Origin of the sequence: Frigoribacterium sp. 9N, assembly GCF_902506305.1 — a bacterium.
Taxonomy (GTDB): Bacteria; Actinomycetota; Actinomycetes; order Actinomycetales; family Microbacteriaceae; genus Frigoribacterium.
This window is the reverse complement of sequence record NZ_LR733392.1, coordinates 994,398-1,014,938: the sequence shown is the minus strand read 5'-3', so window position 1 is coordinate 1,014,938 and position 20,541 is coordinate 994,398. Positions and strand designations below refer to the sequence as shown.

At 70.1% G+C, this 20,541-nt stretch carries 15 protein-coding genes; 7 read left to right on the top strand and 8 right to left on the bottom strand.

The genetic code is table 11. The annotated features are described in order from the left end of the window. Window positions 1–35: 35 nt before the first annotated feature. Window positions 36–1,190, top strand: a complete 1,155-nt coding sequence (gene sepH / locus ARTHRO9V_RS07785; protein WP_159826518.1) for a septation protein SepH — start codon at window positions 36–38, stop codon at window positions 1,188–1,190. A 28-nt stretch (window positions 1,191–1,218) separates the two neighbouring features. Here sepH and ARTHRO9V_RS07780 read toward each other — a convergent pair whose 3' ends face one another. After that, window positions 1,219–2,349, bottom strand: coding sequence for an alkaline phosphatase family protein (locus tag ARTHRO9V_RS07780; protein ID WP_123570130.1), 1,131 nt, complete (start codon window positions 2,347–2,349; stop codon window positions 1,219–1,221). 61 nt (window positions 2,350–2,410) lie between these two features. On the opposite strand from ARTHRO9V_RS07780, the gene ARTHRO9V_RS07775 reads away from it, so the two are divergent. After that, window positions 2,411–4,924: a DNA topoisomerase (ATP-hydrolyzing) subunit A gene (locus ARTHRO9V_RS07775; protein WP_159826517.1), complete on the top strand. Its 2,514-nt coding sequence runs from the start codon at window positions 2,411–2,413 to the stop codon at window positions 4,922–4,924. A gap of 80 nt (window positions 4,925–5,004) precedes the next feature. Here ARTHRO9V_RS07775 and ARTHRO9V_RS07770 read toward each other — a convergent pair whose 3' ends face one another. Beyond that, a complete protein-coding gene (locus ARTHRO9V_RS07770) occupies window positions 5,005–7,119 on the bottom strand; it encodes a type IIA DNA topoisomerase subunit B (RefSeq protein ID WP_056045466.1) in 2,115 nt (704 codons plus the stop codon). A 224-nt stretch (window positions 7,120–7,343) separates the two neighbouring features. Here ARTHRO9V_RS07770 and ARTHRO9V_RS07765 point away from each other — a divergent pair, with 224 nt between their 5' ends. Continuing rightward, window positions 7,344–7,571 (top strand): hypothetical protein, encoded by a 228-nt coding sequence (locus tag ARTHRO9V_RS07765; protein ID WP_043592677.1) that lies wholly within the window; start codon window positions 7,344–7,346, stop codon window positions 7,569–7,571. Between the two features lie 100 nt (window positions 7,572–7,671). Here the strand turns inward: ARTHRO9V_RS07765 and ARTHRO9V_RS07760 are convergent, their stop codons facing one another. The 5 genes from ARTHRO9V_RS07760 to ARTHRO9V_RS07740 all read right to left on the bottom strand — a co-directional run bounded on the left by ARTHRO9V_RS07760 (window position 7,672) and on the right by ARTHRO9V_RS07740 (window position 13,555). Next, window positions 7,672–8,424 carry a hypothetical protein gene (locus ARTHRO9V_RS07760; protein WP_159826516.1) on the bottom strand — a complete coding sequence of 251 codons (753 nt, stop codon included), beginning with the start codon at window positions 8,422–8,424 and terminating at the stop codon, window positions 7,672–7,674. Further along, window positions 8,421–9,680, bottom strand: a complete 1,260-nt coding sequence (locus ARTHRO9V_RS07755) for a MurT ligase domain-containing protein (protein WP_123570134.1) — start codon at window positions 9,678–9,680, stop codon at window positions 8,421–8,423. The genes ARTHRO9V_RS07760 and ARTHRO9V_RS07755 overlap by 4 nt, the downstream gene beginning before the upstream one ends. Before the next feature lie 4 nt (window positions 9,681–9,684). Continuing rightward, on the bottom strand, window positions 9,685–10,944 hold the full coding sequence (locus ARTHRO9V_RS07750) for an RNA polymerase sigma factor (RefSeq protein ID WP_123570782.1): 1,260 nt from the start codon (window positions 10,942–10,944) through the stop codon (window positions 9,685–9,687). A 240-nt stretch (window positions 10,945–11,184) separates the two neighbouring features. Continuing rightward, window positions 11,185–12,540, bottom strand: a complete 1,356-nt coding sequence (locus tag ARTHRO9V_RS07745; RefSeq protein WP_159826515.1) for a nitrate/nitrite transporter — start codon at window positions 12,538–12,540, stop codon at window positions 11,185–11,187. Between the two features lie 88 nt (window positions 12,541–12,628). Further along, window positions 12,629–13,555 carry a proteasome assembly chaperone family protein gene (locus ARTHRO9V_RS07740; protein ID WP_056047489.1) on the bottom strand — a complete coding sequence of 309 codons (927 nt, stop codon included), beginning with the start codon at window positions 13,553–13,555 and terminating at the stop codon, window positions 12,629–12,631. Window positions 13,556–13,640: 85 nt separating this feature from the next. Between ARTHRO9V_RS07740 and ARTHRO9V_RS07735 the strand changes: the two genes are divergently transcribed. The 3 genes from ARTHRO9V_RS07735 to sucB all read left to right on the top strand — a co-directional run bounded on the left by ARTHRO9V_RS07735 (window position 13,641) and on the right by sucB (window position 18,256). Continuing rightward, entirely contained in the window at window positions 13,641–15,119 is a 1,479-nt protein-coding gene (locus tag ARTHRO9V_RS07735) for a leucyl aminopeptidase (RefSeq protein ID WP_159826513.1), read from the top strand. Between the two features lie 174 nt (window positions 15,120–15,293). Then, window positions 15,294–16,667, top strand: coding sequence for a dihydrolipoyl dehydrogenase (lpdA, locus tag ARTHRO9V_RS07730; protein WP_159826512.1), 1,374 nt, complete (start codon window positions 15,294–15,296; stop codon window positions 16,665–16,667). An 89-nt stretch (window positions 16,668–16,756) separates the two neighbouring features. Then, the gene (gene sucB / locus ARTHRO9V_RS07725) at window positions 16,757–18,256 is read left to right on the top strand and encodes a 2-oxoglutarate dehydrogenase, E2 component, dihydrolipoamide succinyltransferase (RefSeq protein WP_159826511.1); all 1,500 of its coding nucleotides are present in this window, start codon (window positions 16,757–16,759) and stop codon (window positions 18,254–18,256) included. Window positions 18,257–18,283: 27 nt separating this feature from the next. On the opposite strand, the gene ARTHRO9V_RS07720 is transcribed toward sucB, so the two are convergent. Further along, window positions 18,284–19,669, bottom strand: coding sequence for a hypothetical protein (locus tag ARTHRO9V_RS07720; RefSeq protein ID WP_159826510.1), 1,386 nt, complete (start codon window positions 19,667–19,669; stop codon window positions 18,284–18,286). Between the two features lie 122 nt (window positions 19,670–19,791). Between ARTHRO9V_RS07720 and ARTHRO9V_RS07715 the strand changes: the two genes are divergently transcribed. Beyond that, window positions 19,792–20,514 carry a DUF4191 domain-containing protein gene (locus ARTHRO9V_RS07715; RefSeq protein WP_056045492.1) on the top strand — a complete coding sequence of 241 codons (723 nt, stop codon included), beginning with the start codon at window positions 19,792–19,794 and terminating at the stop codon, window positions 20,512–20,514. Window positions 20,515–20,541: the final 27 nt, after the last annotated feature.

Genomic DNA, 20,541 nt, shown 5'->3' with positions numbered 1-20,541 from the left:
TTGGCACCGGATCACGACGGTGAAAGGCGTGGAAAATGCAGGATCTCAGGGTCATAGGCGTCCAGAGCGGAGCTCTGCTCGTCGCCACCGACGCCGGTGGCGAGTACCGCCTTCCCGTCACCCACACCCTCCACTCCCAGCTGAGGGCGGCCAGCCCCGGTGACGCCCCGGTCGAACGCAAGGCACCGCCCCGTGAGATCCAGGCCCTGGTCCGGGCGGGCAAGACCCCTCAGCAGGTGTCCGACCTGACCGGCGCCGACCTCGACTACGTGCACCGGTTCGAAGGGCCGGTCCTCGCCGAGCGCGCCTTCGTGCTCGAGAGCGCCAGGGCCGTCCCGGTGTCCGTCGACGACGACGCGGCGTCCGGTGTGCAGGCGACCACATTCGGAGCCGTCATCGACGAGCGACTGGACGGTGCCGAGACCTCCCAGCGCGACTGGAGCGCCTACAAGGACGCCGAGCACGGCTGGGTGGTCCACCTGGCCTTCGTCACGCACGAGGTCGAGCGCGACGCGACGTGGCGCTTCGATCCGAAGAAGTCGGTCCTCGCCCCCCTCGGCGGCGACGCCCACCGCCTCTCGCAGCACGGCGAGGACGTCGGTCCACTCGTCCCTCGTCTCCGCGCCGTCTCCCGTGAGCCGCGCCACGACGACACCTCGGGCCGTTTCGACAGCGGCGCCTTCCTGGTCGAGCAGGCCGACGCGGTCGAACTGCCGGCCGAGACCGCGACCGACCGGTTGCGTCCCGGCGTCCGTAGCACCGCCTCCTTCGCCGCCGCCAACCGGTCACCCGACGACGAGAGCGGGCACGACCAGACCGCGGACCTCCTCGAGGCGCTGAGACGCCGACGCGGAGAACGCGAGGCCGCCCGGTTCTCCGACGACGACGGGCGCCCGGACCACCAGGCCACCGGGGCGATCCGCGTGATCGACGTCCCCCTGGACGACTTCGGCCTGCCCGAAGGGGCCACCAAACCCACACCCGTGCTGCCCGACCGGTCGACCCGAGGTGACGCCCCGGCGGGTGACGCACCGGTCCAACCCACGGGCATCCGGGGCAGCCGGGGACGTGCTGGCCGACGCGAGATGCCCAGCGCGGCCCAGTCGACGAAGAAGGCGCGGGGGCGCACCTCGATGCCGAGCTGGGACGAGATCGTCTTCGGAGCGCGCACGGACGACGACCCCGCCTGACCTTCCCGGCCCGCCCCGGCGGCCACGATCACCGCCGGTAGGCGCCGAACGTCCTCAGGGGCACGAGCGTCTCGTCGTCGGACCACGATCCGTGGTGACCGACCATGGTTCCCGGAGCACCACCGCGATCTCGTCCGTCGTAGTAGGCGACGCCCCGCCGGGCGGCGACGATCACGTCGCCGATGCGGGGCAGGACCGCCGGGTCCACGGCCCCGAACCAACCGGCGTCGACGGCCTCCGACCGGGACAACACCCAGGCTCGGTCGCCTTCGGCTGCTCGCCACGCGTCGAGCACCGCATCCCGGCGGCCCTCGTCGGCATCGGGCTCGAGGTGCAGTTGCAGGCAGCGGGGCTCCCCCGCCACGTGCCTCACCCCGTCGACCAGGGCGGGCATGCCCCCGAAGACGATGCGCCTCCGTTCGGCCACGTCGACGATGCCGTGGTCGGCCGTGACGATCACCCCGACGTCGGGCGCGACCGAGGCCTCCAGCCTCCGGACCTCGCCGTCGACGCCTTCGAGGGCATCGATCCATTCGTCCGATTCCCAGCCGGCACGGTGAGCGATCATGTCGAGCTCGGGGACGTAGAGGTACACCAAGGAGGCGCGGGTCGAGTCGACGAGCATCGCCGCGGTCTCGAAGCGGTCGGCCACGCTCTCCGCCACGTCGTAGGTGGCGCCCCGGAGGATGGCCTCGGTCAGGCCGGACGAGCGGTAGCGCTTGGGGCCGACGGCGTGGGACTCCACGTCGGTGGCCGTCTCGAACAGCGTGGGACGCCGCTGCCACTCGTCGGGCCGCATGCGATCGTCCCACCCCGAGAGCTGCTTCACCACTCGATCGTTCTCGGGGTCGAGAGCCGAGTAGCCGACGAGGCCGTGCTCGCCGGGGAGTGCCCCGGTCGTCAGCGTCGTGAGCGCCGCGGCGGTGGTCGTGGGCCACCCGGACCACAGGCTGCCCTTCACCCCCGACAACGTCCGGGCGTGGCCCCGACGGGCGCCGAGGGCCGCCTGGCCGAGACCGTCCACCAGGACGACCACCGCGGCCCGCGCGGCGGGCAGGCGGAGCGCGTTCGGTTCGCCCCGCAGGGACGCGAGAGTCGAGGGCACCACGTCGGCCAGGCTCACGGCCCCACGGGGGCGCGCCGGTACGATGGAGGACACCGGCCCCAGTCTGGCACAGCGACGATCGGGTGCCCCGTCCACCCCGATCCGTGAGAAGTGCATGACCACCACCGAGAACACGAGCAGCTCCGACCACGGCGAACGCATCGAGGACATCGACGTCTCGCTCGAGATGCAGGGGTCGTTCCTCGAGTACGCGTACTCGGTCATCTACTCCCGAGCGCTGCCCGACGCCCGGGACGGCCTCAAGCCCGTCCAGCGTCGCATCCTCTACCAGATGTCGGAGATGGGCCTCCGGCCCGACAGGGGCCACGTCAAGAGCGCGCGCGTCGTCGGTGAGGTCATGGGCAAACTCCACCCGCACGGCGACACCGCGATCTACGACGCCATGGTCCGTCAGGCGCAACCCTTCACCATGCGGGTGCCGCTCATCGACGGGCACGGCAACTTCGGCTCGCTCGACGACGGGCCCGCCGCACCGCGGTACACCGAGGCTCGTCTCGCCGAGGCGTCGTTGGCCATGACCCAGGGACTCGGCGAGGACGTCGTCGACTTCGTCCCCAACTACGACAACCAGTTGATGCAGCCCGAGGTGCTTCCGGCGGCCTTCCCGAACCTGCTCGTGAACGGTGCGAGCGGCATCGCGGTGGGCATGGCGACCAACATGGCGCCCCACAACCTCGTCGAGGTCGTCGGTGCCGCCCGGCACCTGATCGACCACCCCGACGCCAGCCTGGACGACCTGATGGCTTTCGTGCCGGGTCCCGACCTGCCGACCGGCGGCACGATCGCCGGGCTGGCCGGGGTCCGCGACGCCTACGCCACGGGTCGGGGCAGCTTCAAGACCCGGGCGCGGGTCGGCGTCGAGAGCATCACCGCACGGAAGAACGGCCTCGTGGTCACCGAGCTGCCGTACCTCGTGGGGCCCGAGAAGGTGATCGAGAAGATCAAGGACGGGGTGCAGGCGAAGAAGCTCACCGGCATCACGGACGTCACCGACCTGACCGACCACAAGCACGGTCTCCGTCTCGTGATCGGCATCAAGACGGGTTTCAGCCCCGAGGCGGTCCTCGAGCAGCTCTATCGCTACACCCCGCTCGAAGACGGCTTCAGCATCAACAACGTCGCCCTGGTCGAGGGGCAGCCGCGGACCCTCGGCCTGAAGGAGATGCTCGAGGTCTACGTCGCGCACCGCCTCTCGGTCGTCACGCGTCGCAGCCGCTACCGGCTGGCCAAGAAAGAAGACCGCCTCCATCTCGTCGAGGGCCTCCTCGTCGCCATCCTCGACATCGACGAGGTCATCCAGGTGATCCGGACGAGCGACGACACGCCTGCCGCCCGGGCACGCCTGCGCGAGGTCTTCGACCTCAGCGAGATCCAGGCCGAGTACATCCTCGACCTGCAGCTGCGCCGTCTCACCAAGTTCAGCCGCATCGAACTCGAAGCCGAACGCGACGAGCTGCTCGCGGCCATCGCCGACCTCAAGGACCTGCTGGCCGACCCCGCCCGCCTCAGGGCCCTCGTGTCCAGCGAGCTCGGCGAGATCGCCGAGCAGTTCGGCACGCCGCGTCGGACCCTGCTCACGGAGGCCAAGGCGAGCGTCGCGACGACCGGTCGCGGCAGCAGGTCGGCCCCGGTGCTCGAGATCGCCGACACCCCGACCCGGGTGTTCCTTTCGACGACGGGCCGCGTCCTGCGGGTGGACCACCTCGACCCCGACTCCGCTGCCCCCACTCCCCCGACCCGACGCACGAAGCACGATGCCGTCCTCTCGTCGATCGACACGACGACGCGGACCGAGATCGGCGCCGTGACGAACCTCGGCCGCCTCGTCCGGTTCACCCCCGTCGACCTCCCGTCCGTGCCGCCCACGTCCGTCCAGCTGGGTGCGGGGGTGCCCATCCGGGACTACATCGGCGTGGTCGACAAGAAGGAGCGCGTGCTCGGGCTCGTCTCGCTCACCGCCGACCGGAGCATCGCGCTCGGCACGGCCCGCGGGGTCGTCAAACGGGTCGCGACCGGCCAGTACCCCGCCCGACCCGACTTCCCGGTCATCACGCTGAAGAAGGGCGACCAGGTCGTCGGCGTCGCCCAAGGGGTCGACGAGGACGAACTCGTCTTCGTCACGTCCGCCACGCAGTTGCTCCGGTTCACCGCCTCCGCCGTCCGGCCGCAGGGGCCCGCGGGTGGCGGGGTGGCCGGCATCAACCTTCCGGACGACGCGACCGTGATCTTCTTCGGTGCCGTGCCCGCGGGTCGCGAGGCCGTCGTCGCGACGGTCTCGTCGAGCAACTCGACGATCGCCGGCACCGACCCCGGACGTGCCAAGCTCAGCGCGTTCGACGAGTACCCGGGCAAGGGGCGTGCCACGGGCGGCGTCCGGTCCCACTCGTTGCTGAAGGGCGAGGACGCCCTGTCGCTGGCCTGGGTCGGCCCGGCTCCCGCTCAGGCGGTCGGGCCGGACGGTTCGGTCCGCACTCTGCCCGCCGAGCTCTCACGCCGTGACGGATCGGGCACGCCCCTGGACGCGCCCGTGGGCTCGGTCGGCGCCTCGGTGGCGCACATCGCCGATTCGGCCACCGGCCTCGAGGCAGGTGCCGAACCGGACGAGTGACTCCTCGACGGAGCGACCGAGGCGGCGTCCTCGACGTCGAGACAGGGCGTCCTCGTTCTCGGTGACGGCCTGCTCAGGACTCAGACGTCGATGCGGTCCCGGCTGAGACCGGCGCCGTCGATGATGAACTCCTTGCGAGGAGCCACGTCGTTGCCCATCAGCAGTTCGAAGACGCGGGCGGCGTTCTCGGCGTCGTCGACCTTGACGCGCCGCAGCATGCGGTTCTGGCGTTCCATCGTCGTGGTGCGGAGCTGTTCGGCGTCCATCTCGCCGAGTCCCTTGTACCGCTGGATGGGGTCCTGGAACTTCTTGTTCGTGCGTTTGAGCCCTGCGAGGACACCGTGCAGCTCTTTCTCGGAGTACGTGTAGATCGTCTCGTTCGGCTTGCTGCCGGGGTGCATCACGACCACTCGGTGCAGAGGGGGGACGGCCGCGAAGACGCGACCGGCTTCGATCATCGGTCTCATGTACCGGAAGAACAGCGTCAGCAGCAGCGTCCGGATGTGAGCACCGTCCACGTCGGCGTCGCTCATGATGATGACCTTGCCGTAGCGGGCCGCCTCGAGATCGAAGGACCGTCCTGACCCGGCTCCCAGCACCTGGATGATGGAGGCGCACTCGAGGTTCGAGAGCATGTCGCTGACCGAGGCCTTCTGCACGTTGAGGATCTTGCCGCGAATGGGCAGGAGTGCCTGGAACTCGCTGTTCCGGGCGACCTTGGCCGTCCCCAGCGCGGAGTCCCCTTCGACGATGAACAGCTCGCTGTTCGCCACGTCGTTCGACCGGCAGTCGACCAGTTTGGCCGGCAGGGTCGAGTTCTCCAGGGCGTTCTTGCGACGCTGGGTCTCTTTGTGCGCCCGTGCGGCGATGCGGGTCTTCATCTCGGCGACGACCTTGTCGAGCACGAGGGCGGTCTGCGCCTTGTCTTCTCGCCGGGTCGACGTGAACAACGCGCCCAGCTCGTTCGCCACGACGTTCGCGACGATCGCGCGGACGGCCGGCGTGCCCAGGATCTCTTTCGTCTGGCCCTCGAATTGTGGCTCGGGCAGGCGCACCGTGAGGACCGCCGTCAGACCGGCCAGGACGTCGTCCTTCTCGATCTTGTCGGTGCCCACCTTGAGGCGACGGGCGTTGGCTTCGACCTGCTGCCGCACGAACTTCAGCAGCCCGGCCTCGAAACCGGTCTGGTGCGATCCGCCCTTCGGCGTCGCGATGATGTTGACGTAGCTGCGGAAGACCGTCTCGTACCCCCCGCCCCAGCGCAGGGCGATGTCGACGTCGCACTGGCGTTCGAGTTCGGTGGCGATCATGGCACCACCGTCGGTGAGCACGGGCACCGTCTCGGTGTAGGTGCCCGACCCGGTCAGACGCCACGTGTCGGTCACGGCGGTGTCGGGGGCGAGGAACTCGACGTATTCGCTGATGCCCCCGTCGAAGCGGAAGGTGCTCTCGAGCGGGAAGCCGCCGTCCGTGAGGGAACCCACGCGTTCGTCGCGCAGGGTCAACGTCAGCCCCGGGATGAGGAAGGCCGTCTGCCGGGCCCTGGCCGACAGCTCATCCGTCTGGAACGAGGCCCCTCGGGTGAAGATCTGGCGATCGGCCCAGTAACGCACCCGGGTGCCGGTGACGCCACGCTTGGTCTTGCCCACTTCTCGGAGCACGCTGCCGGACACGAAGGGGGTGAACGGTGAATCGGGGGTGGGTTCGTCGACGTCCTCGAAGGTGCCGGGTTCACCGCGTCGGAACGACATGGCGTACGTCTTGCCGCCCCGGTCGACCTCGACGTCGAGCCTCTCGGACAGTGCGTTGACGACGGAGGCACCGACGCCGTGGAGGCCGCCGGACGACGTGTAGGACCCGCCGCCGAACTTCCCGCCGGCGTGGAGCTTCGTGAACACGACCTCGACACCGCTCAGACCCGTCTTGGGTTCGATGTCGACGGGCACCCCGCGTCCGCTGTCGCGGACCTCGACGCTGTCGTCGGGGTGCAGAACGACGTCGATGGTGTCGCCGTGCCCGCCCAGCGCCTCGTCGACCGAGTTGTCGATGATCTCCCACAGACAGTGCATCAGGCCCCGGGAGTCGGTCGACCCGATGTACATGCCGGGGCGTTTGCGCACGGCCTCGAGGCCTTCGAGCACCGAGAGGTGCCGGGCCGAGTAGTCGGAGGCGGGGGCGGACGAGGTGGGGGGCATTGTTCTCCTGAGGGGCCCGCCGCCATCTCTCGACGACGGGAATGCGGGGAGGCGGTGACCGCGTTACAGCCTACCGAGGGCCGCCGACACGGCAGTCCCGACACTCGACCGGCCCCTCGCCGCTACGCGATGAGCGAAATCCGGTGCCGATGGCACGCGATACCGACGTCGGCGTGTTTTGATGAGTGTCTCACCCACCGCACCACCGTCAGGAGGAGCATCACATGACTCAGATGGCCACCGACCAGACCGCCGTCGACGAGCTCGGCTCCCGTTACCAGTTGAGCGCCGCGGACCGCTGCGACAGCTGCGGAGCCCAGGCCTACATCCGCGCGACCATGGCCACCGGCGAACTGCTCTTCTGCGCCCACCACGGCGCGAAGTTCAAGGAGAAGCTGCAGCCCACCGCCATCGAGTGGCTCGACGAGAGTTCGAAGCTCCTCGCCCACTGAGACGCCGCGCCTCCCCGGACCACAGCCCGGGCCGGCGGTACGACGAAGGCCCCGCATCCGATCGATGCGGGGCCTTCGTCGTGTCTGCGGACCGACGTCGTCACATGGCCTTGAACGAACGCTCGAGGTTGTCGGCGATGACCTTCTGCGACGCGGCGGCGTACTCGTCGAGCTTCGCGTGCCCGGGGCCTGCCGAGTAGGAGATCATCCGGCGGCTCAGGGCGACGCGGAGCACCCGGTCGGTGAGGACGGGGTTGAGCGGCAGGACCGGGCCCTTCAGCTGCGTGCCGAAGGAGACCCCGCGTCGGACGCCCTCGCGACCGTCTCCGTTGCCGCCTCCGTGGACGACGGTCCCGAAGGGCTCCGCCTCCGCCCCGAGTTCGAGATGAGCGGCGTGGTCCTCGAAACCGAAGAGGGTGACCTCGTCGCCCTGGTAGTCAGTGCTCACCTGCAGGTAGTTCGTCCGTCGCGGAGCCCCGCGGCGGACCACTGCGTCGAAGAAGCCGACACCCTCGACCGTCGCCCCGTCGACGTCCTCGACGCCGCGGCTGAGGAGCTCGAGACCGCCCCCCACCGCCACGACCGGCACACCGGACGCCGCGAACGACTCGAGCGCCGGCGCGAGGCGGCGAGCATCGGCGGCGACGGCTCGCACGCCGGACAGGGGGCCGTGCCCCACGACGACCACGTCGGCCACGGTCGGCACGTCGTCGCCCACGCGGTACTCGAACACGCGGCTGTCGACCCCGGCTCGCCGCGCGCGCACCGAGAGCGACGTCACGTTGCCCCGATCGCCGCTCACGCCGAGCTCTTCCGGGTAGAGGTGGACGATTCGGAGGACGTCGTCGCTCACGCGGTCTTCTCCAGGTCGGGGTGGCCGAGGATGCGACGGGCCAGCATCATCTGCTCGTAGTTCGTCACGAAGTGCTTGGTCTTGTCGCTCGGGGACGGAAGCGCTCGCATCAGACGGATGGCCTTCGAGATGTCTTCTTCGATCACGTGGACCGGGATGCCCTCGTGCTCGAGCCTCAAGGCCAACTGCCACGCCTTCGCGCCGGCGAGGACGTCGACGTGGTCGAGGTGCGAGAAGTCGATGTCGTAGATCCACGAGATGTCGGGCGTGCCCTCGTCGATGGCCAACATGACCTGCTCGACGCCCTGCGGGAGTGCGTCGAGGTTCATCTGGAGGCTCGCCGCGTTCTTGAACATGATGAACTCGGCTTCGTCGGCGCCGAGGGACATGCGCTCACCACGACCGTAGGCCGGCTTCATGCTCGCGAACGCCCGCCGGACGGCGGCCGGGTCGACCGGGTGCCCCAGGACGACCGAGGCCGTCTGGAGCGCCGCTGCCGCGTCGACCGCGTAGTGGAGACCACGGGCCGGCAGCCGGACGTCGATCGGAGTGCCCGAGACCGTGATGGTGGCACCTGTGCCCGTGAGCGCGGTCACCTCGGTCTCCGCGGTCAACGAGGAGTCGGCCTCACGGCTGAAGTCGTGCGCGTTCTGCAGGCCGTTGGGTGACGCGGAGACGACCTCGGAGGAAGCGCCGAACCGGGTCACCGTCTGGCGACCGACCGGCTGGTAGGGGCCGAGGTGCTGGTCGTCGCGGTTCGTGACGACCGCGACCGTCGCCTCGGCGGCGGTGTCGGTCATCATCGTGCCGACCCGCTCGGTCTCGAAGAACCGGTACAACTGGTCGACCTGCACGTTGAGCATGAGCACCGTGGAGGGGTGCAGGGACTTCGTCAACTCGACCGCGAAGGCCTCGTCGACCTCGATCACCCCGATGTCGTCACGGACGCGACCGAAGGGCGTCACCTCACGGAGAAAGGCCGACGCGATGCCCTGCGGGAGGTTGGCACCCGTGGGGTTCGTGAACACCTTCAATCCGTGGGCACGAAGCGTCTCGGTGAGCATCATCGTGGTCGTCGACTTGCCGTTCGACCCGAGCACGAACACGACGCCGCGATCGAACTGGGACGACACATGGGTGAGGAAGTCGGGCGCGAGCTTCAGGACCGTCTGCCCCGGGTACGCCGACCCGCCACCACGCAACCGGGCGACCGCCCGGACGAGACGGCCGGCCAGCACGGGGACCAGGTAACGCACGGGCCTACTCGAGGTAGTCGCGGAGCGACTGTGAACGCGACGGGTGGCGGAGCTTCGCCATCGTCTTGGACTCGATCTGGCGGATGCGCTCGCGCGTCACGCCGAACGTGTCACCGATCTGGTCGAGGGTCTTCGGCATGCCGTCACCGAGCCCGAAGCGCATGCGGATGACACCGGCCTCGCGCTCGGACAGGCTGTCGAGCAGCGATTCGAGCTGTTTCTGCAGCATCGTGAACCCGACGGCGTCGGCTGGCACGACGGCCTCGGTGTCCTCGATGAGGTCGCCGAACTCGCTGTCGCCGTCCTCACCCAGGGGCGTGTGGAGCGAGATGGGCTCGCGGCCGTACTTCTGGACCTCGACGACCTTCTCGGGCGTCATGTCGAGTTCACGCGAGAGCTCTTCGGGCGTGGGCTCGCGTCCCAGGTCTTGCAGCATCTGACGCTGGACACGGGCGAGCTTGTTGATGACCTCGACCATGTGCACCGGGATGCGGATGGTGCGAGCCTGGTCCGCCATGGCCCGCGTGATGGCCTGACGGATCCACCAGGTGGCGTAGGTGGAGAACTTGAAGCCCTTGGTGTAGTCGAACTTTTCGACGGCGCGGATCAGGCCGAGGTTTCCCTCTTGGATCAGGTCGAGGAACTGCATGCCACGGCCCGTGTAACGCTTGGCGAGGCTGACCACGAGTCGGAGGTTGGCACCGAGCAGGTGGCTCTTGGCCCGCTGACCGTCGCGCGACACCCAGCGCAGCTCACGCTCGAGCTCGCGGCTCAGGCCGGTGCTGTTCGCGAGCTTGTCGTCGGCGAAGAGACCCGCCTCGATCCGCATGGCGAGCTCGACCTCTTCGGCCGCGTTCAACAGGGCGACCTTGCCGATCTGCTTCAGGTAGTCCTTGACGGGGTCGGCCGTCGCACCCGTGATCGTCGTCGAGTAGACGGGCATCTCGTCGTCGTCGTCCTGCGAGATGACGAGCGCGCCGGTGGGGAGGATCTCGGGGACGGGCTTGGCGCCCTCGCCGTCCGCGTCGTCGGCGGCAGCCGGGTCGACCGCGGCCTCGGCGTCGACCTCGTCGTCGGCGGGTTCGGCTGCGGCGGCCTTCTTGGCCGCGGCGGTCTTGGCCGGAGCCTTCGTCGCCGCCTTCTTGGCGGGAGCCCTCTTGGCCGGCGCCTTCTTGGCGGGAGGAGCCATGGTCTCGGCCTCGACGGCCGTGTCGTCGGTCACGGCCTCGTCGGGGGCCGTGGTCGCCTTGCTTCGTGTAGCCATGCGAACACCTTTCAGTTCTCGGTACGTTCCGGACCGGACGCGATCGTCGCGTTCACGTGCGCCGGTGGGGACGTCGACCGGCACTGGGCGTCGGCCGAATTCGGGCAGTACTAGGACCCATGTCAAGTCCTCGATCGAATGCGCGTCGACGACGTCGACGCGGTAACTCGATCGATGGACATGAACGGGTCCGTATCCCATTATTGCACGTCCGACCGGTGCCGAGCGACAAGGGCGACCTCAGGCGGTCGGTCCCCTCCGGGCCCGGGTGCGTGCGGCATGCCATCTCTTGTTGAGGGCAACCCAGAGCGGCGCCACCTCTATTCCTTCCTCCAGCCGCAGGCCCCGGCGGGTGCGCCGACGCTCGACGAGCAGAGCCACCACGCCACCGCCGATCACCACGTACTGCACGAGCAGCGCGATGCGGAACGACTCGAACGCGAAGAGGTCGCTCGGCTGGCCCGAGGCGATGCGGGCGGCATCGAGTCGATCGAGCACGACGCCGATGAGGAACATCATCACGAAGCTCGCCAGGAAGCCACCGACGTTGACCACCCCGTTGGCCACGCCGAGGCTGCGAAGCGGGTTGAAGGTCCGCGCGAAGTCGAAGCCGATCAGGGAACCGGGCCCGCCCACTCCGAGCACGACCACGAGCACGTAGGCGAGCCAGTGCGGGGGTATCCCCGGCCACGCGAGCAGCGTCGTCCAGACCACGGCCAGCACCGTGACGATGCCGAGGACCAGGTTGGAGCGTCGCATCGGGTACCGGGCGACCAGCACCCCGAGGACCGGCCCCGCCACGACACCGGACAGCACGAGGAGGGAGAGCATGCCCGAGGCCTCGGCGGTCGTGAAGCCCAGACCGCCCACCAACAGGGGGACGCCCCACAGCAGGCTGAAGACCGTGCCCGACGACTGCGTCACGAAGTGCGACCAGAACCCCAGCCGGGTCCCGGGACGCCGGACGCTCTGTCCGAGCTGTCGCCCCGCGTCGGCCCAACTGACGACCGTCTCGGAGCGGACGCGACCGGTCGGCGACTCCTTGACGACCATGAGCACCACCACGGCGGCCACGACCGACAACGCCCCCGCGCTGAGGAAGGCGGGGCCCCACCCCGCCCCGTGCAGGACGATCGACAGCGGCACGGCCGACAGCACCTGACCCAGTTGTCCGACGTTGCCGGTCCACTGCGACACCTGCGGCAGGATCGGACCACGGAACCACGAGGGCAGCAGACGGATCACCGAGATGAAGGTCATCGCGTCGCCGGCGCCGACGAGCACGCGGCCCACGACGGCCACGCCGATCGTCGGGGGCGAGAGCGCCACGACCAGCTGGCCCGCTGCCAGCATGACGGCCCCTGCGACGATGAGCCTCTTGGGCCCCACCCGGTCGAGCAGGACGCCGACCGGGATCTGCAGCCCGGCGTAGACGACGAGTTGGACGACGGCCAGGGTCGACAGGGTGGAGGCGGAGACGCCGAAGAGCTGCTGGGCCTCGACGCCCGAGACGCCAAGTGACGACCGCTGCAGGACGGCGACGACGTAGGCGAAGACGGCGGCGCCCCAGACGAGCCAGGCGCGTGCGGAGTTCACCCCGTGACCCTAGCCGACCGGGCGCCGGACGCCGGCCCGCGCCTCCTGCGTCCGCGGATCGGAACGGACCCGGGAGGTGCGGTGCCGGTCAGGCGCGGTCGTCGCCCTCGCCGTCGACCCGCCGGGTGGCGAGGAACTTCTCGAGTTCGGCCGCCAGTGCGTCGGCCGTGGGCACCTGGCCGTCCTGGTCGGTCAACGGCGACGGCAGCGGGTTTCCCTGCATGTAGGTGTCGTGACGTTCCTCGAGCGTGGCGACCAGGCGCGAGAGCTCGTGGTTGCCGGCGACCTGCTCGTCGACCTTGACCATGAAGTCACGACCCTCTTCGCGGAGGCGGTCGGTCGGGAAGATCAGACCCGTCGCGGCACTGATGCTCGACAGTGCCGCCACGGCGGCGTCGGGGAACTCGGTGTCGGCCAGGTAGTGCGGGACGAGCAGGACGAAGCCCGCCGTGGGGTGACCCGTCTCGCCGAGCCGGTGTTCGACGAGGTGCAGAGCGTTGGCGGGGGCCTGGGTCACGGGCTTCCAGACGGACATCGCCTCGACCAGGTCGGACCGGTTGCCGCTGACCGTCACGCCGATGGGACGGGTGTGGGGCACGGGCATCGGGATCGAGTGCACCCAGGTCGTGGTCGAGACGCGGTAGCGCTCGACGAGCTGCACGACGGCCGCGGTGAAGCGCTGCCACTGGAAGTCGGGTTCGAAGCCCGCCAGGAGGAGGAACCGCTGACCCAGGTCGTCGTGGACGAGGTAGAGGGAGAGGGTCGACGGCTCGATCTCGGAGATGTGGTCCTGGTCGAACGTGAAGGTCGGGCGACGGGCCCGGTAGTCGAGGAGCTCGTCGGCGTCGAACGTCGCCACGAGGGTGTGGTCGAGGGTGTCGAGGACGTACTCCGCGAGCTGGCTCACCGCCGAACCCGCGTCGGCGAACCCGGTGAGTCCGGCGACGAGCGGGAGGCCCTCGGGCACGCCGTCGGCGTCGGGGGTGAAGTCGTAGAGAGCTGCGGGGTCGTGCATGGTCTCCATGCTAGGCACCGGTCGTCGCCAGGAGGGCGCGCGACCACGTGCCGAGAGCGAACACCACGGTGGATACGATGGATGGATGACCGTCGCCACCCTCTCCGTCCTGCCGTCCGATCCGATCACCGCCGAGGCCGACGTCCTCGTCGTCGGAGTGGTGAAGGGGGCCGACGGTCCCGAGCCGACCCTCGAGGTCCCGGGGCTCGCCGAGTCCTTCGCCGCCCTCGGTGTCACGGGCGCCCGGGACGAACTCGTCAAGGTCCCCGCGTCCGGCGTCACCGCCACCCTCGTGGCGCTGGTCGGCTTGGGCGACACCGTCACGACCGAGAGCCTCCGCTACGCCGCCGGCTCGGCCGTCCGTCAGCTCACGGCCGTCGACCGGGTCGTCCTGGCCCTGCCCGTGGGCGACGCCGCCGACGCACTGGCCGTCCTCGAGGGCGCCGCGATCGCCTCGTACGAGTTCGACGCGTTCCGGCACTCCTCGGCGTCCGACACCCGTCGACACGCTCGCGACATCGCCCTCGCGACGGCCACGGAGGTCCAGGAATCCGTCCTCGACCGTGCCGCCGTGGTGGCCGAGGCGGTGCACACCGTCCGTGACCTCGCCACGACTCCCCCGCAGCAGATGTACCCCCAGGCACTCGCCGACTTCGCCGTCGCGCACGCGTCGGACGACGCCCTCTCGGTGACCGTGCTCGACGAGGAGGGCCTCCGTGACGGCGGGTACGGCGGCATCCTCGGCGTCGGTCAGGGCTCGAGCCGTGGTCCCCGACTCGTCAAGGTCGAGTACTCCCCCGCCGGAGCCGCCAAGCACCTCGCCCTGGTCGGCAAGGGCATCACGTACGACACGGGTGGGTTGTCCCTCAAGCCCGCCGCGAGCATGCTCGGCATGAAGGACGACATGACCGGGGCCGCCACGGTGCTCGCCGTGACGGTGGCCGTGGCCAAGCTGCGGCTCCCCGTGCGGCTGACCGCCTGGCTCTGCATCGCCGAGAACATGCCGAGCGGCACGGCGATCCGACCCGACGACGTCCTCACCATCAAGGGCGGCACGACCGTCGAGGTGACGAACACCGACGCCGAGGGCCGCCTGGTCATGGCGGACGGGTTGGTCGCGGCGAGCGACGAGCAGCCCGACGCCATCGTCGACGTGGCCACCCTCACGGGTGCCCAGGTCGTCGCCCTGGGCATGCGCTACGTCGGCGTCATGGGCAACGACGACCTCGCGTCCGAGATCGTGTCGCTCGCCGACGCGGCCGGAGAGACCTTCTGGCGCATGCCGCTGGCCTCCGAGCTCCGCGCGCGCCTGAACTCCGACGTGGCCGACCTCGTGAACGCGACCCCGGGCAACACGGCCGCAGGCATGCTGCTCGCCGGCGTCTTCCTCAACGAGTTCGTCGGCTCGCGGGAGGGCACGACGACGCCGATCCCCTGGGCCCACCTCGACATCGCCGGTCCGTCCAACAACAAGGGCGGCGGATACGGCTACACGGCCAAGGGCTCGACGGGCGTGACCGTCCGTACCCTGATCGAGCTGGCCGACAAGTTTTCTGCTGCGTAGTAGGGTCGAGGGGGCGGGAGAAACCCGCTGAGATCGGTCCCCCGAGAGCATCCTCCGACGAGCGTCACGACGACGCCGCCGAACGGTGCGGTCGGTTCGGGGACGGGCGTCGTCGCCACCGCGACGGCCCCGCCTCGGCGTCGGGGCACCGCGGACGCACGAGGGAGTTGCTGGGTGTCGGAACAGAATTTTGACCTGGTGGTGCTCGGTGGCGGGAGCGGCGGATACGCCGCAGCGCTGCGAGCGAGCGAGTTGGGCCTGAGCGTCGCACTCGTCGAGAAGGACAAGGTCGGGGGCACGTGCCTCCACCGAGGCTGCATCCCCACCAAGGCGCTGTTGCACTCGGCCGAGGTGGCCGACGTGTCGCGCGAATCCGCCAAGTACGGCGTCAACACCGATTTCCACGGCATCGACATCGCCGCCGTGACCTCGTACCGCGAGGGCATCGTCGCCAGCAAGTACAAGGGTCTCCAGGGGCTCGTCAAGGCCCGCGGCATCACGACCGTCGAGGGTGAGGGCAAGCTCACGTCGCCCTCGACCGTCCAGGTCGGCGAGACCACGCTCAAGGCCAAGAACGTCGTGCTCGCGACGGGTTCGTACTCGCGGAGCCTCCCCGGTCTCGAGATCGGCGGCAAGGTCATCACCAGCGAGCACGCCCTCGCGCTCGACCACGTGCCGAACAAGGTCGTCATCCTCGGCGGTGGCGTCATCGGCGTCGAGTTCGCCAGCGTCTGGAAGAGCTTCGGCGTCGACGTGACCATCGTCGAGGCACTGCCGCACCTCGTCCCCAACGAGGAGGAGTCGATCTCGAAGCAGTTCGAGCGCGCGTTCCGCAAGCGCGGCATCGCCTTCTCGCTGGGCGTCCGGTTCCAGGGAGTCGAGCAGAACGACGACGGCGTCGTCGTCACCCTCGAGGACGGCAAGACGTTCGACGCCGACCTCATGCTCGTCGCCGTCGGCCGTGGCCCGTCGACCGCCGGTCTCGGCTACGAAGAGGTCGGCATCACGATGGACCGCGGTTTCGTCCTGACGAACGAACGTCTCGCGACGAATGTGCCCGGCGTCTACGCCCTGGGCGACATCGTGCCCGGCCTGCAGCTCGCGCACCGCAGCTTCCAGCACGGCATCTTCGTCGCGGAAGAGATCGCCGGCCTCAAGCCGCAGGTGATCTCCGACGTGAACATCCCCAAGGTCACCTACTCCGACCCCGAAGTCGCTTCGGTCGGCCTGACCGAGGTCAAGGCCGCCGACCAGTACGGCGCCGACAAGGTCACCAGCTACGACTACAACCTCGCGGGCAACGGCAAGAGCCACATCATCGGGACCAGCGGCTCGGTCAAGGTGGTCCGCGTCGTCGACGGTCCCGTCGTGGGCGTGCACATGATCGGCGCCCGTGTCGGCGAACTGATCGGTGAGGCACAGCTCGCCGTCAACTGGGAGGCCTACCCGGAGGACGTCGCTCCCCTGATCCACGCGCACCCCACGCAGAACGAAGCCCTCGGCGAAGCCATGCTGGCCCTCGCGGGCAAACCGCTGCACGCGATGTAGATCCCTGGCACCATCGCTCCTGCTCAGCAGGGGCCCGCACCACCACCACAGCAACCACAGACACACATGTCGTCAAAGGAGCCCCACAGATGAGCGAATCCGTCAACCTCCCGGCACTCGGAGAGAGTGTCACCGAGGGTACGGTCACCCGCTGGTTGAAGAACGTCGGTGACCGCGTCGAGGTCGACGAGCCGCTGCTCGAGGTCTCGACCGACAAGGTCGACACCGAGATCCCTTCGCCCGTCGCCGGCGTGATCGAGGAGATCCTCGTCGCCGAGGACGAGACCGTCGAGGTGGGCACGGCCCTCGTCCGCATCGGAGACGGCAGCGCCTCGGAGTCGCCGGCGGACGAACCGGAAGCCGCCGCAGAGCCGGAGCAGGCACCCTCGGCACCCGCCGAGCCGGAGGCCGAGGCGCCCGAGCTCCCGTCGTCCGCGGCCCCTGCCCCGGGTGAGGACTCAGCCGCCAGCGCGCCCGAGCCCGCCCCCGCGGTGGACCCCGCGCCCGCCGCACAGCAGGACGACGCACAGCAGGACGCCGCCGGTCAGCAGCCGGCCGCCGCACAGCCCCAGGCCGCCCGGCCCAGCAGCGAGCAGCCGGCCCCGTCGGCACCGACGCCGTCGCCCGCCACGGGCTCGTCCGAGACGTCGGTACCCGCCACGCCGGCCCCGAGCAGCGGTGCGCCGGTCGGTTACGTCACCCCGCTCGTCCGCAAGCTGGCGAACGAGAAGGGTGTCGACATCTCGACCCTGTCCGGCAGTGGCGTCGGCGGTCGCATCCGCAAGGAGGACGTCCTCGCCGCCGCCGAAGCGGCCGCGACCTCGACGACCTCGGCGCCGGCCTCCTCCGGTCCCGCCCCGATCGAGGTGTCGCCGTTGCGCGGCACGACCGTTCCGATGTCGCGCCTCCGCAAGGTCGTCGCCGAGCGTGCGGTCCAGTCGATGCAGGCCATGGCCCAACTCACCAGCGTGGTCGAGGTCGACGTCACCAAGGTCGCGGCCTTCCGCGACGCCAACAAGGGTGCCTTCCTCGAGAAGACCGGCAACAAGCTGTCCTTCCTGCCGTTCTTCACCCTGGCGGCCGCCGAGGCGCTCAAGGCGCACCCGAAGCTGAACGCCACCGTCGACGGTGACTCGATCGTCTACCCCGACCACGAGCACGTTGCCATGGCGGTCGACACGGAGCGCGGCCTGCTGACGCCGGTCATCAAGGACGCCTCGGACCTCGACCTCGCGGGCATCGCCGGCCAGATCGCCGACCTCGCGCAGCGCACGCGTGACAACAAGCTGAAGCCCGACGAGCTGGCCGGTGGTACCTTCACCGTCACCAACACGGGATCGCGCGGCGCCCTGTTCGACACCCCCGTGGTCTTCCTTCCGCAGGTGGCCATCCTCGGCACCGGCATCGTCGTCAAGCGCCCCGTGGTCATCAAGGCAGACGGTTCGGAGTCCATCGCCATCCGGTCGATGGTCTACCTGGCCCTGTCGTACGACCACCGCATCGTCGACGGCGCCGACGCGGCGCGCTTCCTGGTCGCCGTCAAGGAGCGCCTCGAGGGCGGGGACTTCACGTCCAAGCTCGGCATCTGATGTCCCCCGCGTGAGGCCCGAGCGGCCTCACCGATCGACGATCACGTCGCGAAGCCGCCAACCGGCCTCGGTCCTCATCACGAGGACCGAGGCCGTTTCGCCGTGCGGGCCCGTCGCCTCGAGCAACGCCGTCCCCCCGGTTCGGGACACTCGTCCCGTGAGCTCGAGAGGGACCATCGCCGCCGCGGCGAGCGAGGGGTCGTCGAGCACGTCGGCGTCCCGGAGGGCGATCGGCGAACCGGGTTGATCGACGGCGTCGAGACAACTCGGCGTGACGTCGCGCAGGCACGTCAGCCGTGCCTGCAGGAGCACCTCGGCGGCTGCACCGGCATCGTCACCCCCCACCAGGGCTTCGACCTGACCGGGCGTCACCGCCCCGCCCGTCCGAGCGGGTGCAGGCGTGCGGGTGTCGGCGGAGTCGCCGGACGGGCTCACCGGCGCCGACGACTCGGACCCGGGCGCGACCGGACCCACCCCGTCGGCCGGTCGGTCCTGACGTGGACCGTCATCACGTGTCGAGGCGGCCGCTCCGAGGACGAGAGCCACCCCGGCGACGACGACGCCTGCGGCCGCGAGCAGTCGGTATCGCCGACGGACGGCTCGCAGGGCGTCGACCAGCCGCCGTGGGCGGAGGTCGGCCACGCCCGCGATCACCCGGTCGATCGCCTCCGACTCGGGCAGGAGTGCGAGCCAGCCCGGCATGACGGGTTCGTCCTCGGCGACCGACTCGACGCGATCGCCCCGGGGGACCTCGTCACCCTCGACCACGGCGTCGACACTCGAGAGCGGGACCGCTTCGCCGAGGTCGAAGACCGATTCGACCAAGGACTCGAAGCTCGTCGAATCCAGGACCGGCGCCGAGGATCGCGAGGCCGGTCGCACCGCCCGCTCGACCAGGGCCCGGGCGAACTCGGCCGCCACGGGCAGCGACGTGCGCTCGGCGTCCGGCCCCGCATCCGACCCCGCGTCCACAGGACGGACGCCGACCAGGACGGGTGCCCCGCGGGCGTCGATCTCGACGTCGTCGACGTCCAGGGCACGGACGGCCGTGCCCCGACGGGCCAAGTGCTGGACTGCACCGAGCACGGGGACGACGAGGGTGATGACCTCCCCGGTCTCGGGTCGACCGCGGGCGGCCAGCCACGAGGCGAGTGGGTCGCCGCCGACGTCCGCGAAGACGAGCACGACCTCGCCGGACGGGTCCGTCACCACGTCGACGAGGGTGGCGACGTGGGCGTGGTCCGCCCGGGAGAAGGCGACCGCCTCGGCGACGGGAGAGCGCCCGGTCGGACGCGACCCCCGCCTCCTGAGCACGACGCGTGAGCCGTCGGGTGCCTCGGCGAGGATGCGCTCCACCCCGCCGTCGAGGCGCCGAGAGAGCACGCGGTAGGGGCCGATCGACTCGTTCGTCATGAGGCGATGGTGTCGTCCGGTGGTCGTCGGCGCCCTCGCGCCGGGGAGCCCTGTCGACCGGCGACGGACCGGAGTCCCTGGGGAGGATTCGTCGGGACCGCCGACCCCGTATCCTGGTGCACATGGCTCGACGCACGTCTCCCGAGAACACGTCCCCGAAACCGCCGAAGGAACCCGGCCGTTTCAAGCAGATGTGGCAGGTCTTCCAGATGACCCGCCGCGTCGACAAGACGGCGCTGCCGATGATGCTGCTGGCGTTCTTCGTGCCCGTGCTGCTCGGCGTGGCCGCGGCGCTGCTGCTCACGGGTGGCAACGTGCTCGCGCTGGTGCTCTACATCGTCGTCGGCGTCATGCTCGGGTTCCTGCTGCTGCTGATCGTGCTGGGTCGTAAGGCCGAGCGCGCGGCCTACTCGCAGATCGAGGGGCAGCCGGGTGCCGTCGGTGCCGTCATGAAGAGCGGCCTGCGTCGTGCGTGGCGTGCCGCCGAGATGCCCGTCGCCGTCCAGGGGCGCAGTCAGGCCGCGGTGTACCGCGCGGTCGGCCGGCCGGGCGTGGTGCTCATCGCCGAGGGCGGCGCCGGCCAGACCCGCCGACTCGTCGACGAAGAGCGTCGCAAGGTCACGCGCATCCTGCCGAACGTGCCGGTCCACGTGCTGAACGTCGGCCCCGATGCCGACTCCGTGCCCCTCCACAAGCTCGCCGGACGCATGAACAAGCTCAAGTCGTCCATCAACCGCAACGAGGTGCTGGCCGTCAGCAACCGCCTCCAGTCCCTCGGCCAGAACGGTCTGCCCATCCCCAAGGGTGTCGACCCCTTCAAGGTGCGGTCGGGCCGTCCGCGCTGACCCGGCGACCCCCGCCTCGACGTGACG